The sequence below is a fragment of the Clostridium sp. NSJ-145 genome (assembly GCF_021044725.1).
Classification (GTDB): domain Bacteria; phylum Bacillota; class Clostridia; order Clostridiales; family Clostridiaceae; genus Clostridium; species Clostridium disporicum_B.
In genome coordinates this window covers 157,325-173,224 of sequence record NZ_JAJNOS010000002.1, presented here as the reverse complement: position 1 = coordinate 173,224, position 15,900 = coordinate 157,325, and the positions used below count along the sequence as shown (strand labels likewise).

Annotated in this window: 16 protein-coding genes; 3 read left to right on the top strand and 13 right to left on the bottom strand. The window is 29.3% G+C overall.

Features of this window, described 5'->3' with window-relative positions; genetic code table 11:
* Positions 1–11: 11 nt before the first annotated feature.
* From glgB to nagA, 12 genes are all read right to left on the bottom strand, one after another.
* Positions 12–1,922: a 1,4-alpha-glucan branching protein GlgB gene (gene glgB, locus LQE93_RS03425; protein ID WP_055264306.1), complete on the bottom strand. Its 1,911-nt coding sequence runs from the start codon at positions 1,920–1,922 to the stop codon at positions 12–14.
* A gap of 255 nt (positions 1,923–2,177) precedes the next feature.
* Positions 2,178–2,501 (bottom strand): thioredoxin family protein, encoded by a 324-nt coding sequence (locus LQE93_RS03420; protein ID WP_231071988.1) that lies wholly within the window; start codon positions 2,499–2,501, stop codon positions 2,178–2,180.
* Between the two features lie 161 nt (positions 2,502–2,662).
* Positions 2,663–3,652, bottom strand: a complete 990-nt coding sequence (locus LQE93_RS03415) for an alpha/beta fold hydrolase (protein WP_231071987.1) — start codon at positions 3,650–3,652, stop codon at positions 2,663–2,665.
* A gap of 134 nt (positions 3,653–3,786) precedes the next feature.
* Entirely contained in the window at positions 3,787–3,996 is a 210-nt protein-coding gene (locus LQE93_RS03410) for a heavy-metal-associated domain-containing protein (protein ID WP_055264234.1), read from the bottom strand.
* A gap of 25 nt (positions 3,997–4,021) precedes the next feature.
* Positions 4,022–6,448 (bottom strand): heavy metal translocating P-type ATPase, encoded by a 2,427-nt coding sequence (locus LQE93_RS03405; protein WP_231071985.1) that lies wholly within the window; start codon positions 6,446–6,448, stop codon positions 4,022–4,024.
* Between the two features lie 21 nt (positions 6,449–6,469).
* Positions 6,470–6,730 (bottom strand): metal-sensing transcriptional repressor, encoded by a 261-nt coding sequence (locus LQE93_RS03400; RefSeq protein WP_055264230.1) that lies wholly within the window; start codon positions 6,728–6,730, stop codon positions 6,470–6,472.
* A 222-nt stretch (positions 6,731–6,952) separates the two neighbouring features.
* On the bottom strand, positions 6,953–7,063 hold the full coding sequence (locus LQE93_RS03395; protein WP_148315740.1) for a MetS family NSS transporter small subunit: 111 nt from the start codon (positions 7,061–7,063) through the stop codon (positions 6,953–6,955).
* Between the two features lies 1 nt (position 7,064).
* Complete coding sequence (locus tag LQE93_RS03390) at positions 7,065–8,579, bottom strand: sodium-dependent transporter (RefSeq protein WP_055264228.1); 1,515 nt, start codon at positions 8,577–8,579, stop codon at positions 7,065–7,067.
* A gap of 372 nt (positions 8,580–8,951) precedes the next feature.
* Entirely contained in the window at positions 8,952–9,329 is a 378-nt protein-coding gene (locus LQE93_RS03385; protein WP_055264226.1) for a hypothetical protein, read from the bottom strand.
* Between the two features lie 177 nt (positions 9,330–9,506).
* The gene (locus tag LQE93_RS03380; RefSeq protein ID WP_055264224.1) at positions 9,507–10,358 is read right to left on the bottom strand and encodes a class II fructose-bisphosphate aldolase; all 852 of its coding nucleotides are present in this window, start codon (positions 10,356–10,358) and stop codon (positions 9,507–9,509) included.
* 42 nt (positions 10,359–10,400) lie between these two features.
* On the bottom strand, positions 10,401–10,925 hold the full coding sequence (locus LQE93_RS03375) for a hypothetical protein (protein ID WP_055264222.1): 525 nt from the start codon (positions 10,923–10,925) through the stop codon (positions 10,401–10,403).
* Complete coding sequence (nagA, locus tag LQE93_RS03370) at positions 10,925–12,064, bottom strand: N-acetylglucosamine-6-phosphate deacetylase (protein ID WP_186837807.1); 1,140 nt, start codon at positions 12,062–12,064, stop codon at positions 10,925–10,927. Before nagA ends, LQE93_RS03375 begins: the two co-directional genes overlap by 1 nt.
* 190 nt (positions 12,065–12,254) lie before the next feature.
* Here nagA and LQE93_RS03365 point away from each other — a divergent pair, with 190 nt between their 5' ends.
* Genes LQE93_RS03365 through yajC form a run of 3 tightly spaced genes read left to right on the top strand, consistent with a single transcriptional unit; the run spans position 12,255 to position 14,182 of the window.
* Positions 12,255–13,433 (top strand): SIS domain-containing protein, encoded by a 1,179-nt coding sequence (locus LQE93_RS03365; RefSeq protein ID WP_231071984.1) that lies wholly within the window; start codon positions 12,255–12,257, stop codon positions 13,431–13,433.
* A gap of 37 nt (positions 13,434–13,470) precedes the next feature.
* Complete coding sequence (agaF, locus tag LQE93_RS03360; protein ID WP_231071983.1) at positions 13,471–13,902, top strand: PTS galactosamine/N-acetylgalactosamine transporter subunit IIA; 432 nt, start codon at positions 13,471–13,473, stop codon at positions 13,900–13,902.
* A 1-nt stretch (position 13,903) separates the two neighbouring features.
* Positions 13,904–14,182 (top strand): preprotein translocase subunit YajC, encoded by a 279-nt coding sequence (yajC, locus tag LQE93_RS03355; RefSeq protein WP_055264215.1) that lies wholly within the window; start codon positions 13,904–13,906, stop codon positions 14,180–14,182.
* 228 nt (positions 14,183–14,410) lie between these two features.
* On the opposite strand, the gene LQE93_RS03350 is transcribed toward yajC, so the two are convergent.
* Complete coding sequence (locus LQE93_RS03350) at positions 14,411–15,580, bottom strand: AraC family transcriptional regulator (protein ID WP_055264213.1); 1,170 nt, start codon at positions 15,578–15,580, stop codon at positions 14,411–14,413.
* Between the last annotated feature and the right edge of the window lie 320 nt (positions 15,581–15,900).

The window sequence follows — 15,900 nt, the reverse complement described above, 5'->3', positions numbered from 1 at the left end:
ACATACAATTTCTAAATCTTTGGTCTTAATACTGTTACTGCTAATGGCGGTACTTTAATTTTAATTTTAAATGGATCACCATTATCATCACTAGTAAATACAGACCTTTCTAAAGTCTGTCCACTTCCTCCAAATTCTATGCTGTCACTATTTAATACTTCTACATATTCTCCTTCCTTAGGAACTTCTACCTCAAAATCATAATATGTTACAGGTGTAAAATTTAAAACAAAGATTAACATATCATCTTCATTTTTACCTTTTCTTATAAATGATAATATACTCTTTTCACTATTATCTGCATCTATCCATTGAAAGCCTTCCTCTTTATTATCAAGCTCCCATAACGATGGATTTTCTTTATAAAATCTATTTAATACCTTAAAATAATTATGAACTTGCTTGTGGATTTCATATTGGTCAATTATCTGCCATTGTAACTGTTCATACTCTCTCCACTCTATGAATTGCCCAAATTCACTTCCCATAAATAATAGTTTTTTACCTGGGTGAGCCATCATAAAAGCTGCATACAATCTTAATCCAGCATACTTGCACCAATTATCTCCAAACATCTTATTTACTAATGATTTTTTACCATGTACAACTTCATCATGAGATATAGGTAAAATGAAATTTTCTGAGTACTGATACATCATTGAAAAATTCATCTTATTATGATGATATTTTCTATATATAGAGTCAAGCTCCACATAGCTCAATGTATCATTCATCCATCCCATATTCCATTTAAAATCGAAACCTATTCCCCCTTCACTTACAGGATGTGTTATCTTAGGCCATGTAGATGATTCTTCTGCCACAGTTACTATCCCTGGAAAGTTTTTATGAACAACTTCATTAAATTCCTTTAAAAAACTAATGGCTTCTAAATTTCCATTACCTCCATAAATATTAGGAATCCATTCACCATCATTACGTCCATAGCTAAGATAAAGCATATTTGATACAGCATCAACTCTTAATCCATCAACGTGGAACTCTTTTATCCAATACATAGCATTTGATATTAAAAAGCTTTTTACTTCATATCTGCCTAAATCAAAATTCCAAGCTCCCCAGCCTTCATTATTTGCCTTCCAATAATCTTGATACTCATAAGTTGCAGTTCCATCAAAATAGCTCAATCCATGTGAATCTTTACAATAATGTCCTGGAACCCAATCTAAAATCACTCCGATATCATTTTTATGCAATTTATTTATTAATTCCTTAAGTTCTGTAGAATCTCCATGTCTTGATGTTGGTGAATAATATCCTGTTGCTTGATATCCCCAAGATTTATCTAATGGATGTTCATGTAATGGCATAATCTCAACATGAGTATATCCCATTTCTTGTATATATTCTGGTAATACTTCACTTATTTCCCTATAAGTCATGAACTCTCCATCTTTTCTTCTCCATGAACCTAAATGTAATTCATAAATATTCATAGGACTACTTTGAATATCACTTTTCTCTCTTTTATTTAACCATCTTTTATCTGACCATCTAAATTTATTTTCCTTTACTAATATAGATGCTGTATTTGGCCTTAATTCAGACTTAAAAGCATATGGGTCTGATTTTAGAACTGTATTACTACCATCATAATTTGTAACTGCTAACTTATATCTTTCGCCTGGCTTTAATCCTGTTATAAAGGTTGTCCATAATCCAAGCTGATTATATCTTTTCATTTCATTTTCTTTTCTAATTTCCCAATTTGAAAAATCACCAACTACAGTTATTTTACTAGCTCTTGGTGCCCAAGTTGTAAATCTAACTCCATTTTTTCCTTTATATTTTACAAAGTGTGCTCCCATAAACTCATAACAACTTGTATGAGTTCCTTCGTGAAATAAATGCTCATCCAACTCAAAAATCTCTTTTTCTTCTTCTGTTTGAATTTTCTCCATTATTTTTCTGGAATCGGTGCCAAAAATCTTCTCACTTTTACATTCTATAATTTCTTTTGGCAATATTTCTTCGCTAATAATAGCTTTACTACTTTTTTTCGTGCTTTTTTCAATTTTACTAACCATACTCTTCTCTCCCTATGTTAACCTTTCTTTATTATCTTTTTGTATAATTATATATATTAATTGTACCATTTTTTGTACAAATAATCCATTTAAGTAAATATTATAATTTTACCCCAATTATTCTTAATATTAATATATCATATTATAATATCTTTCAAAATTATTTTTTAGCTCTAATAAATTAACATTTCTTCCTACTCTTAAAAATTCCTTTCCTTCTATAAAAAGTAGCATTATAGGTAAAGAAAATATACCATACTTAGCTGCTAAATCAATATGCTTTTCACCATTAACCTCTCTACACTCTATTTTAGGAAATTCATTTAATATACTCTCAAGCTTTTCCTTTATTGCTTCACATGCTCCACACGCACTGCCAGTAAAATAAATAATACTCATTTTATTATTTTTAATTACTTCTTCTACTTCTTTTGAATTTTCTATATTAATCACTATTATTCACCTCTATATTTGTATATTAAATCTATTATATATAATTTTAACTCCCCTCTTCTCTTTTATACAAATAGAATTTTTCTATATAAAAAAAGAGCTTTAATATATAGCTCTTAATTTTATGTTAGATAATTATCTATAAAATTTTGATTTTTATCTTAAGAGTACATATTTCCTTGCTCATAAAAATTAAATATTCTATCTAAATAGGAATGTAGTATAGAATCTCTTTCAAAATATAATTCATGTTTACCTTCATTTATATAAACTATTACACAATCCTTAGCTATTGCTTTAAACTCATTATGAGCCTCATTTACTACAAAAGTATCATTTCCAGCTTGAAAAAGTAATATTGGAATATCTATTTTCTTAATATTCTCCTCTTTTAGTAGCTTCCTAGTTGCTTTTAGCCCTTCATTTACCCATCTAAAAGATCCACCACCTCTTTGACACTCTTTATTTTCTTTTAAATACGATAAATGATGCATATATCTGTATTTATCAGAAGTTCCTGACCCTTCTAAGTCATCTATACCATCAAAATCTTTATGTCCAAATATATAATTATCACCTTTTCCTATGGCAATATAGAACTTGGCTAACAATTCTGCTATAAAATTCGAATATTTTCCTGTATTTATTTGCATCATAGGAGCATTAAGTATAGCTTTTTTAAAGTAACCAGGATATGTTTCTAGAAATAATGTACCTATAGCCCCTCCCATAGAATGTGCATAAAGATATAAATCTTTTCCCTTTTCTTTAACAATTTGATCTAAAAAACGTTTTAAATCTTCAATGTAATAATCGAACTTTTCTACATTTACTTGACTTTTATATTTTTTACTTAAGTGTCCTGACCTTCCATGTCCACGATGCTCAATACCAAATACTGAATATCCTTCTTCTATAAAATAATAAATTATTTCTTTATATTTTTCTAAGCATTCACAAAATCCATGACTTATTACTATTCTTCCTTTTTCTCTTTCAACTATATAAGTTTCATAGTAAATATCTAAGTCATTTTCCCCTTTAAAATACCCCATTTTTTTGATTCTATTTAATCTTTCTTCTACTCTATTTATATTTTCTAAATCTCTTCCAAAATTATAGAAATACCCTCTCTCTAAATTATTAATCATATTTCACCCACATTAATATAAATTTTTTATATTTCTAGCATTTTTTACAAATTAGTAATGAAACTATTATAAACAAAAAAAGAGAATTATTGCAAAAGCACTAACTCTCTTTTTTCACTTATTTTTCTCTAAAATTATAGATTATCTATTGATATTACGTCATATCCTGCATCATCTATTTTTTCTTTAATTTCTTCATCATCTGAAGTTGTATCTACTTTAGCATACTTCTCTTGTAGATTTACCTCTATTGATTTTGCATCTTTAAGTTCTTCTAAAGCCTCCTTTACATGTGCAACACATTTATTACAGCTCATTCCTTCAATTAATATTTTCTTTAACATAAAATCTACTCTCCTTAATATATTTTTAAGCTTTAAATCTTTTTAGTCTTAAAGCATTTGTAAGCACAGATACTGAACTTAAACTCATAGCAGCAGCTGCTATCATTGGATTTAATAATGGTCCTCCGAATATATGAAGTACTCCCATAGCTACTGGAATGCCTAATACATTATATCCAAATGCCCAGAATAAATTTTGTTTTATATTTCTTATAGTAGCTTTACTTAACTTAATAGCTGTTGAAACATCTCTTAAGTCACCCTTCATTAAAACTATATCTGCTGACTCTATAGCTACATCAGTTCCAGTACCGATTGCTATCCCTATATCAGCTTGAGCAAGTGCTGGAGCATCATTAATACCATCCCCAACCATAGCAACTTTTCTGTTTTCTCCTTGAAGTTTCTTAACCTCATTAGCTTTATCTTCTGGTAAAACTTCTGATAATACTATATCAATTCCAACTTGTTTAGCTATAGCATCAGCAGTCTTTTTGTTATCCCCTGTAATCATTGCAACCTTAATCCCCATATTATGAAGATTTTCTATTGCTTCTTTACTACTTGATTTTACTGTATCTGCAACAGCAACAATTCCCTCTAACTTATTATCTATAGCTATATACATAGGTGTTTTACCTTCTTGAGCTAATTTATCTGACTCTGTTCCTAGTGTTCCGACTTCTATAGAATTTTCATTCATTAATTTTAAATTACCAAGCAATATAGTTTTACCTTCTATATCAACCTTTATTCCATGTCCAGGAATAGCGCTAAAGTTTTCAATACCCTTAAATTCTAGATTCTTTTCTTCAGCTTCTCTTACTATCGCTTCTCCAAGAGGATGCTCTGAACCCTTCTCTGCACTAGCTGCAATAACTAAAAGCTCATCTTTAGAATAATTAGTTGTTATGATATCAGTAACCTTTGGTTTTCCTTCTGTAATAGTACCTGTCTTATCAAATACTATAGTGTCTACCTTATGAGTGATTTCTAAAGCTTCTCCACCTTTAATAAGAACTCCATTTTCAGCTCCCTTACCTGTACCAACCATAATAGCAGTTGGAGTTGCTAGTCCTAAAGCGCATGGACAAGCTATTACGAGAACTGAAATAAATATTGTTAAAGCAAATACAGGAGTTTCTCCTGCTATAAGCCACCCTATAGCTGCAAATATTGCAAGTCCTATTACTATAGGAACAAAGTATGAAGATATTACGTCAGCCATTTTAGCAATTGGCGCTTTTGAACCTTGGGCATCTTCTACAAGCTTGATTATTTGTGCTAAAGCTGTATCTTTTCCAACCTTTGTTGCTTTATATTTAATAAAACCTGTTTTATTAATACTTGCTCCAACTACTTTACTTCCAATAGTTTTTTCTACAGGTATACTTTCCCCTGTAAGCATAGATTCATCAACAGCCGTACTACCTTCTATTACTTCTCCATCTACTGGTAGCTTTTCTCCTGGTTTAACTAATACAGTATCTCCAACAATAACTTCATCTATCGGAATAATTAATTCTTTATCATCTCTAATTATAGTTGCTGTCTTTGGAACTAGTCCCATAAGCTTTTTAATAGCTTCTGAAGTTTTACCTTTTGAAACAGCTTCTAAATATTTACCTAAAGTTATTAATGTAAGAATAGTAACAGCAGCTTCATAATATAAATGCATAGCATATGAACTATCTCCAGTATATATCTTATAAGTACCAAATAAACTATATATAAAAGCGGCTATAGTACCTACTGTAATTAAAGAATCCATATTAGGAGATAATTTAATTAAATTCTTTGTCCCTACATAATAAAATCTATATCCTATTATCATAACTGGAACTGTTAAAACAAGCTGTACCAATGCAAAATTCATCGGATTCATCATAGGATCAATAATATGAGGTAGTGGCATTCCTACCATATGCCCCATAGTTATTATAAGTAATGGTAGAGTAAATACAGTTGATGCTATAAATCTTATAAAAAGTTTCTCTTTATCAGTTTTCTTTTTCTTATCATCTTTTATTTCTTCTTCTCTTATAAGTTTATATCCAGCCTTTTCTACTGTTCGCTTTATATCACCATAGGTAACTAAATCTTCATCAACAGTAATTGTTAATTTTTCAGTTGTTAAATTAACTACTGAGTCAATTACCCCATCCATCTTTTTAGTAACTCTTTCCACTCTATTTGAACATGCAGAGCATGTCATTCCTTCAACTTTATAGGTATGAACCTTAGTATTTTTAATTACTGTATACCCTAGATCATTAACCTTCTTTTCTATATCTTGTTCACTTAATTTATTTTCATCAAAATTAACCGTTAAAGTTTCCATTGTTAAATTAACATTTGCATCTATTATACCATCCATCTTTTTAACTCCCCTTTCTACTCTATTAGAGCATGCAGAGCAAGTCATTCCACCTATTTTATATTTCTTATTCATTTTTTATATCACCTCTTATCATTACTTTGATATTTTCTCAAATATTTTCATAATTTCATCTATCTTTTCTTCACCTTTATTTTCTAATATTGCATCGGAAACACAGTGATTTATATGTCTTCTTAGGATTTGCATATTAGCTTTTTTTAATAATGATTGTACTGCTATTATTTGGTTTGAAATATCAACACAATATCTCTCATCTTCAATCATATTTATTATTCCTTCAATTTGTCCTTTAGCTACTTTTAAACTTTGAATAGCATTCTTTCTTTCGTCCATATTTCCTCCTTACCCCCTCCCAGGTGGGGGGTGTGTTTTAACCTCATTATACTCTTTTTTTTCTAACTGTCAATAATAGTTTTTCAACTTTTCAAATTTAAATTCAAATAAAAATAGAGTTATACAAAAATCTGTATAGCTCTATTTTTTATATAGTAATGATATTCTTATTAAACTGTGTGAATTAAAGTTAATCTATCTTCTAAGTATAATTCTTTATTTTTATGAAGCAGATTTTCTCTCATTTTTTATTGTTATAGTTAATGTAGTGATTAAACCACCCCAAAGGACTACTGCTCCTAATGCGAAAAATATTATTGATGTTCCTGTCATATTAAATCGCAACCTCCTCTTCTTCATCTACTTTATTCAAATCTTTATTTTTCCAAGGTTTCTTACTAATTAATAATCCTAATATTATTCCAAAGCCAATAACTGCCCATCCATATAGAAGCGTTGCCGCAAGTGGATATCCTGCATATGGATTCTTAAATTCAGCAGTTAAACTCTGTACTAGCATTATTATTAACATCATTGGTGTTACAAACTTAACTATAAAATCCCACCATTTTCCGATTCTAAAATATGATATTTTATTTACATGATTTCTTATAACTTCTGGTTTAATTATCCATCCTATTAATATAGCTTCAAGTAAGCCTACTCCAACTATAGCATAGCAATTTACAAAGTTATCAATTATATCTAATAAGTATAAACCTGCACCTGTAGCAAAAATAGCACTCATTGCCACACCTAAAATACAAATTCCTGAAACTACCTTTTTACGCTCCCAATTTGTTTTATCTATCACCGATGATGCTATAGCTTCGACTAATGATACTACTGAAGTTAATCCTGCAAAAACTAAACAAGCAAAGAATAAAACTGCTAATATAGTTCCCCATGAACCCATAGCTGTAAATACTTCTGGGAATACTACAAAGGCAAGTCCAACTCCACTTGAAACAACCTCATCTATTCCAACACCTTGACTTGTTGCCATAAATCCTAAAATAGCAAATACACCTATAGCACATAAGAACTCAAATCCACAATTTGCAAAAGCAGTCATGAAAGCACTATTATTTATATCTGTTTTCTTAGGTAAGTAACTTGAATAAGTCATCATTATTCCCATTGCTAAGCTTAATGAATAGAATACTTGTCCATAAGCTGATATCCAAACCTTCGGATCTGTAAGCCTGCTCCAATCTGGAGTAAATAATTTATTTAATCCTAAAGTAGCTCCTTCTAAAGTTACTCCTCTAACAACTATAATAACCATTATCCCTATTAATATCGGTAATAATACTTTATTTAATTTCTCAATTCCACCTTTAACACCTTTATAACATATAAACCAACCTATTCCCCAAACTAAAAATATTCCTATAAGAACAGCCCATATAATATTTCCTAGCTCAAACGGTGAACTAGTAAGCTGTAAAAAGTCATTATGGAAAAATGCATCTGTATTACTTCCCCAGCCTTTATTAAAGCTTAGTGTAAAATATTTCATAGCCCAACTTAATATCATTGAATAATAACTTAAAATAAAAAATGCTGTAACCACTGGCCACCATCCAAGCCATTCCCACTTTTTATTTGCTCTAGCAATTGAAAGAGGTGTTGATCCTCTAAATTTATGCCCCATTCCATATTCAAGTATTAATATAGGTATACCTGCTGTAAATATAGCAACAAAGTATGGAACTAAAAAAGCTCCTCCTCCATTTTCATAAACTACATATGGAAATCTCCATATGTTTCCTAATCCTACTGCCGATCCTACTGCAGCCAAAATAAATCCTAATTTCGATCCCCATTGTTCTCTTGAGTTATCCACTATTCGTCCTCCTTCGGTTAATAACTGGTTTTTTACCTCTTATTTCTCTTGTCTATATATTATATCATTTTGATAGTTTTTTCAAGAACTTTATGGTAAATTTATATATATCAGCATTTATATTTATCATTTTATTAATTATAGTTTATTTATTTAACCATTTTGTTAATTTGAATATCAAAAAAACTCTTTAAATTGAAGATTTATCAATTAAGTTTTATTTTTTATATACCTAACTTTTTTCTTTTTAAAATCATAAAAGAATACTACTTAAAATTGCTTAAAAAGTTTTTCAATAATATTAAAAACAAATAAAAAACTAGTAGAATTAAAATTAATCTACTAGTTTTTTTATTCCTATTTAACTTTTACCTAGTGCAACTCATCACTTTCAACGTCATTAAAAATATCCTGTGTATTATTTAAGAAAAATATTGCTACTTTATCAATATTTGAATCAGTTACATACTTCTCATAAATATCATACATTAACTCTGAATTACTTTTATCTGGCTGGTATTTAAGTAGTATATTTCCTATACTGGTTCCTTCTATATTAAAATCTTTATATATCTTATACTTTCTATCTGTTGGTATAGCTGTTATTCTTAAAACCTCATTTCCTGGATAAAAGAATATCTTAACCTTTTCAAAAACAACAACTCCATATCCATTATCAAAGTTTATATTATTATATCCTCTTTTATCTAAATAACTTTTTGTAATATTAATTATATTTGTTCTTCCCATATAAACCCTCCCAATTTTTTCATACCATTCATTTGTTCCTTATAAAATTCTACATATAAATTATATCATAAGCTATAAAAAAGAAGAACATTTAATATGTTCCTCTTTCTTTATCAACCTATTTTATATCTTTTATACATAGATACTTTTTACACGATACTTGTCCAACATTTAGCCTTATGCTTTATTTTGACAACCACAAACTTTTATCTTTTCTATTACAAACTTTTTAACTTCATCAATTCCTGCTTTATTATATTTCTTAGGATCTATTGTATCAGGATTTTCTTTAAGATACGTATTTACTCCATGCGTATAAGCAATTCTTAATTCTGTTGCATAATTAACTTTACAAATTCCTCTCTTAATTGCCTCTTGTACCTTCCAATCTGGAATACCTGATCCTCCATGTAATACAAGTGGAACTGATACAACTTTTCTTATTTCTGAAAGTCTTTCTAAATCTAACTTAGGTTCACCTTTATACATCCCATGAGCTGTTCCTATTGCAATAGCTAATGAGTCAACACCTGTTCTTTCAACAAACTCTTTAGCTTCTAATGGATCTGTATATAAATCTCCATCTCCACCATCTAAATCATCTTCTTTGCCTCCAACTTTTCCAAGCTCAGCTTCAACCGCTACTCCTGAAGGTTTACACATATCTACAACTGCCTTTGATATTTCTATATTACTCTCAAAATCACTATGAGATCCATCTATCATAATTGAAGTATATCCTGCTCTAAGTGCTTGAGCTGCTAACTCAAAGCTTGACCCATGATCTAGATGCATAACTACTGGAACCTTCGCTTTACTAGCAGCAACCTTTGCATTTGCTAAAAAGTAATCAAGACCTGCATATTTTACTGTAGATGGAGTAGTTTGCATTATAACAGGAGCATTCATCTCCTCAGCTGCACTAATAACAGCCATAACCATCTCCATATTTTCAACATTAAATGCGCCTATAGCATAATTCCCTTCTTGAGCTTGCTTTAAAATTTGTTTAGTTGTAATTAATTCCATAATACCTCTTCTCCCTCGATTTTTACTTTGTATATGCTAAATTTATATTTTTTTCATTTTATTAACAGCTACTATATTAAGAACTCCTGAATAGATACTATATATAGCTACTATTCCACTTAAAATCATAAAAACTATATTAAAGTTTTGTTGTATTGCATTTAGTACGATTAATATACTTAATAGCATATATGCACATGCTTTCATCACTATTTTTTCTTTTTCTTTGCTTCTAACAATAACTTCTAACTTAGAAACCTTTTTATCTCTCTTAAAATCCTTTATTGATTTTAGCTTTTTTAGATATATTCCTCTAAAATATAGTTCTACTAAAACTACAGCTCCAACTCCTATAATAAGAGTATTCTGTAATGACTTAAAATAGTCTCCTAATAAGATTAAAACTATAACAATAATTGAATATCTGTAATATAACAATCTAAACTTTTGCTCTACTTCTTTTGATATAATATAGCCTTTCTTATCAAAGATATTGTAATAAACCGTATTTCCATATACGTCTAAATACAAATTATTTCCTGCCAAATTAGTAACATGTTTCTTCATTACAACATCGCCTTTCCTAAACAATATGTTTGATGTACGGAATAGTCATGATTAAGAACTACCAAATCGCTATCATACCCGACCCCTATTCTTCCCTTACGGTTGTCAATTCCTAAACATCTTGCAGGATTTACAGTACATGCATTAATTGCATAATTAAATGGTACCATCGCTTCTTCAACTAATATTCTAAGACCTTCATTCATCCTTAATGTAGATCCAGCCAATCCTTTAGTATCAACTAAATGAGCACTACCATCTTCATATATTTCTATTTCATTTCCACCAAAAATAAATTTAGTTCCAGGCTCATACCCTTTAGCCATTAATGCATCTGTAACCATAATTCCGTAATCTGGTCCCTTAGCATTGAAAAAATTATATAGAGCTGCTAAAGTTGAATGATTTCCATCACAAATAACTTCACCATACATTCCTTTAATTCTATAAGCTGCTCCAACTAGTCCATTTTTTCTATGATTAAATGGAGTCATTCCATTATATACATGGGTTTGTGATCTAGCTCCATGTGCAAAAGCAAGTACAGCTTCTTCATAAGTTGCTGCAGAATGTCCTATACTTGCAACTATTCCATTTTTAAACAAGTACTCTGTAAGCTCATAATCCTCATCCGTTTCAGTTGCCAAAGTTACATATTTTATTAATCCTTTTGCTGCTCTTTGATAAGCTTGAAATTCTCTTACTGTAGGTTTAGTAATAAACTGCTTCGGTTGAGCTCCTTTATACTCCATATCAAGATATGGTCCCTCAAAATGTATTCCTAATATTTCGGCTCCATCATATCCTTCCTCTACAACCTTAGCTACATTAGCCACAGCTTTAGTAAGAACTTCATTACTTTGAGTTATAGTTGTTGGTAGTATTGATGTAACTCCCTCACTAACTATACCCTTTGTCCAATTTCTAAGACCTTGTTCATTAGCATCATTTGTATCAAAGCCATATGCTCCATGACAATGAACATCTATAAATCCTGGAACAATTCTCCTATCACCATAATCTAGAGCTCCACTCTTTTCATTATAGTTATAAATATTAATTATTTTATTATAATCAATCTCAATTTGAGCTGGAATAAATTGATCTGCTATCCAAACTTTTTTACTTTGTATTAACATAGTCATCCTCCTTGTATATCATTACTTTAATTATACATAAGTTTATTTTTCTAATATTTGCACTTTTTAACATACATATTATATCTTTCAGCACTTCCATTGTATTTAAATAGCTCTTCATTATAATTAAAATTAATAAAGCTCAGCTTAAAATTTATAAAGTTTAAAATACAGTGGAGGGGATATTTTTATGAATATATTTAATATTAATGAAGAGCAAATGAAGAAAACACTTTCCTCATTTACTTTAAAAGAAATTTACCAACAACCTAAAACATGGTTAAAAACATTAAATCAAATTAAAGAAAGCAAACAAGCTATACAATCTTTTATAGATAAAGTTATCAAATGTGATGACTTTGATGTTATATTAACCGGTGCTGGTACTAGTGAGTTTATTGGTAACTCATTATATTCTTACTTAAATAAGGAATTAAATTACAAAGTTAAATCTTATGGAACAACAGATATAGTTGCTACACCTGAAAATTATCTTTCAAAAACTAAGCCAACATTATTAGTAAGCTTTGGACGTTCAGGTAATTCTCCAGAATCAATAGGTGCTGTTGAAGCTGCTTCTGTAGTTTGTAATAATTTATATAATTTATTTATTACTTGCAATAAAGATGGTGCACTTTCTAAAATGGCAGATGAACTTGATAATTGCTATGCAATAAATCTTACTGATGAAACTCATGATCAATCATTTGCTATGACTTCTAGTTTTTCAAATATGTATCTAGCTGCATATCTTTGCTTTAACCTAGATGAACTAGAGCAAAAAGAATCCATCTTAAATAAAGTTTGCTCTTCTACTCAAAATTTCTTAGATAATAATTATAAAATTGCATCTAAAATAATTGATGAATTTAATTTTGAAAGAATAGTTTATTTAGGTAGCAATACATTAAAAGGTATATCACAAGAATCTTCATTAAAGATGCTTGAATTAACTGCTGGAAAAACAGTTGCAGTGTTTGATACTCCATTAGGATTCAGACATGGTCCAAAATCTATCATTGATGATTCTACATTAACAGTCGTTTATGTTAGTAACGATGAATATACTTATAAATATGAATTAGATTTAATTAGAGAGATCAGTTCACAAAGAAAGAATAATAAGTTAGTAGTTGTATCAGACAAGCATTCAGAAGAATTAGACACTTTAGCCGATTACACAGTATCTTATAATATTAATTCAAATGCAAATAATGCTGAGTTAGGTTTAGCGTATATTACATTTGCACAAACTTTAGCAGTATTAAAATCTTTATCAATGGATTTAACACCAGATAACCCTTGCCCATCTGGAGAGGTAAACCGTGTTGTTAAAGGTGTTACGTTATATCCATATACTTGTAAATAAAAATAACTTATAAGGAATTGAGAGAGGATGAATAAATATGGTTGGATTAATAATTAGTGGTCATGGAAACTTTGCATCAGGTTTACGTTCTTCTTTAAAACTAATTGCAGGGGAACCAATTAATGTTGAATATGTAGATTTTGAAGAAACAGACTCAACAGAAACTCTTAAAGAAAAATACTATACTTCTTTAAAATCTTTAGATAATTGTGATAGTATCTTAGCTCTTGCTGATTTAGCTGGAGGTTCACCTTTTAAAACTCTAGTTGAAGTGAAAACAGAAATTAATAAACCTATGGAAGTAATAGGTGGAACAAATTTACCTATGGCCCTTGAAATATCTATGACTAAAGATATGATAGATGATTTATCTTTATTATCAGAAAGTGCTTTAGAAGTTGGAAGAAGCGGAATTTTAAAATTTGAATTTATTGTACATGAAGATGTTGAATGCGAGGATGGTATCTAATATGATAAATTGGGAAGTTGTTATGTGGACATGTATCACAGTAGCAGTATTAGTAGGAATAGCAGCTATGATATTATTATTTATCTCAGCAAAAAACCTTAAAAAAAGAACATCTGAAATTAAAGAATTTCATATTGAATTAAAACCTGGAACTAAAGTTATGTTCTGTGGTGGCGTTTATGGTAAAGTAGTTAAAGTAGGAAATGATACTGTAGATGTAGAAGTTGCTAAAAATGTAGTAGTTACTGTATCTAGATATGCTATTCAAAGTGTTGCTTAAAAAATAAAGTGCGAGCGAAGCTCACTGGTGAAAGGTCGACTTCACGAAGTGAAAAGGCTACTAGCGTAGCAGGGAAAAGTTAACTTAACTTAAAGTGAAAGGTACTAATGTAGACACTTTTTACTATTGCCATAGGCAATATTTTCACTGTCACGTCAGTGACATTTTCCCCTTTTACGAAGTCAAACTTTTCACCAAAGTGCCTCGCACTTTATTTCAATTGCTTAATTAAGACTTAAATACAGTTTGTGCATATTCACTAGGACTTATCTCAAAGTGTTGAGTAAAAGCTCTTGAAAAGTAATGAATTGAACTAAACCCTAACATAAATGCTATTTCACTAATAGTATATTTATTTTCTTTTATTAATAGTTTACTTTTAGCTAACTTTAAATCATTAATATACTTTTTAGGCGAAGTATTTAAATTATTTTTAAATAATGTTTGTAATGAAGACCTAGATACTGAAAACTTACCACAAAGTTCTTCAATTGTAATAGGTTCACAGACCATCTTATCAATATAAGCTAAAATTCCTTCTAATAGTTCGTCTTGAAAATATTGCTGAGTTTCAGTGGGTAATTTATCTGACTCTGTACCTAAATAATCATACTGGAATAATCTAATAATTATTTCATGAAAATTACTTAATATTAAATTCTGCGTATAAGGCAACGTAGATGATATATTTTTTGCAAAGGTTCTTATTGCCTTGTATAACTCTTTTCTACAGTGAAATACTCTATTGCAAATTAAACTATCATCTTTACATTCCATATCAAACATAACAGTTAAGTATGAACATGATGAATCGCTATTTACATTCTGAGTATGAAGCTGATTTTTTCCATAAATAATCAAGTCATAAGAATTCAAAGTATAACTTACATTATCAATTGATGTTTCTAATGTTCCGTTATCTACAAAGGTTAATTCATATATATTATGTCTTTCACCTTTAAACTTATAGTTTGGACTTTTTATTGTATAATAATATGCCATTATTTCTGGTATATTAATTGTTGGTAAAATTCTATTATACTCATATGGTGGATTTAGAAATTCAATGTTTAAATTATAGTTAGGTGGAATTATTAAATTAAATTTTACCTGATCCATCATAGGAATTATATTGAAATACATATTAGCCTTAATTTCTAAATTCCTATGTATTCCAAATAATTTAAATTCTCCATCACTTGAATCACCAATTAATATATAAGCCATTCCATCCTTGACCTCTACATACACTGGTTCTGAAAAATGATACAAACTAGAAATTACTCTATCAGTAGTTACCACTTCCCTTTGTATCAATTCATCACTATGCAGATCCTTTGGTTCATCATAAATAGAACCGTATTTTTTAAATTGAGCGCTTGATGTTTTATCATACATAGCAAATCCCCTCTCTCATTTTAAATATTTATCATATTGGAACTCGAAAATCTTCTCAACGGAAGGTTGTCCTAACATAATATATTCATAATTTCACTTCATTATGATATACATAATATTTTTAATAAAAACCCTTACGATAAATATATAAATACCCTATTTAATTCTATTCTTTTATACAACTATATTGTAATATAATTATAATCTTTGTCAATTATTTACTATCATTACAATAATGCCTATTTTTCGCGTTTTATGCTTTGAAATTATATTTAACATAAAAAAATCATCGTATTTTTAACCTTTTTGTAAACGTTGTT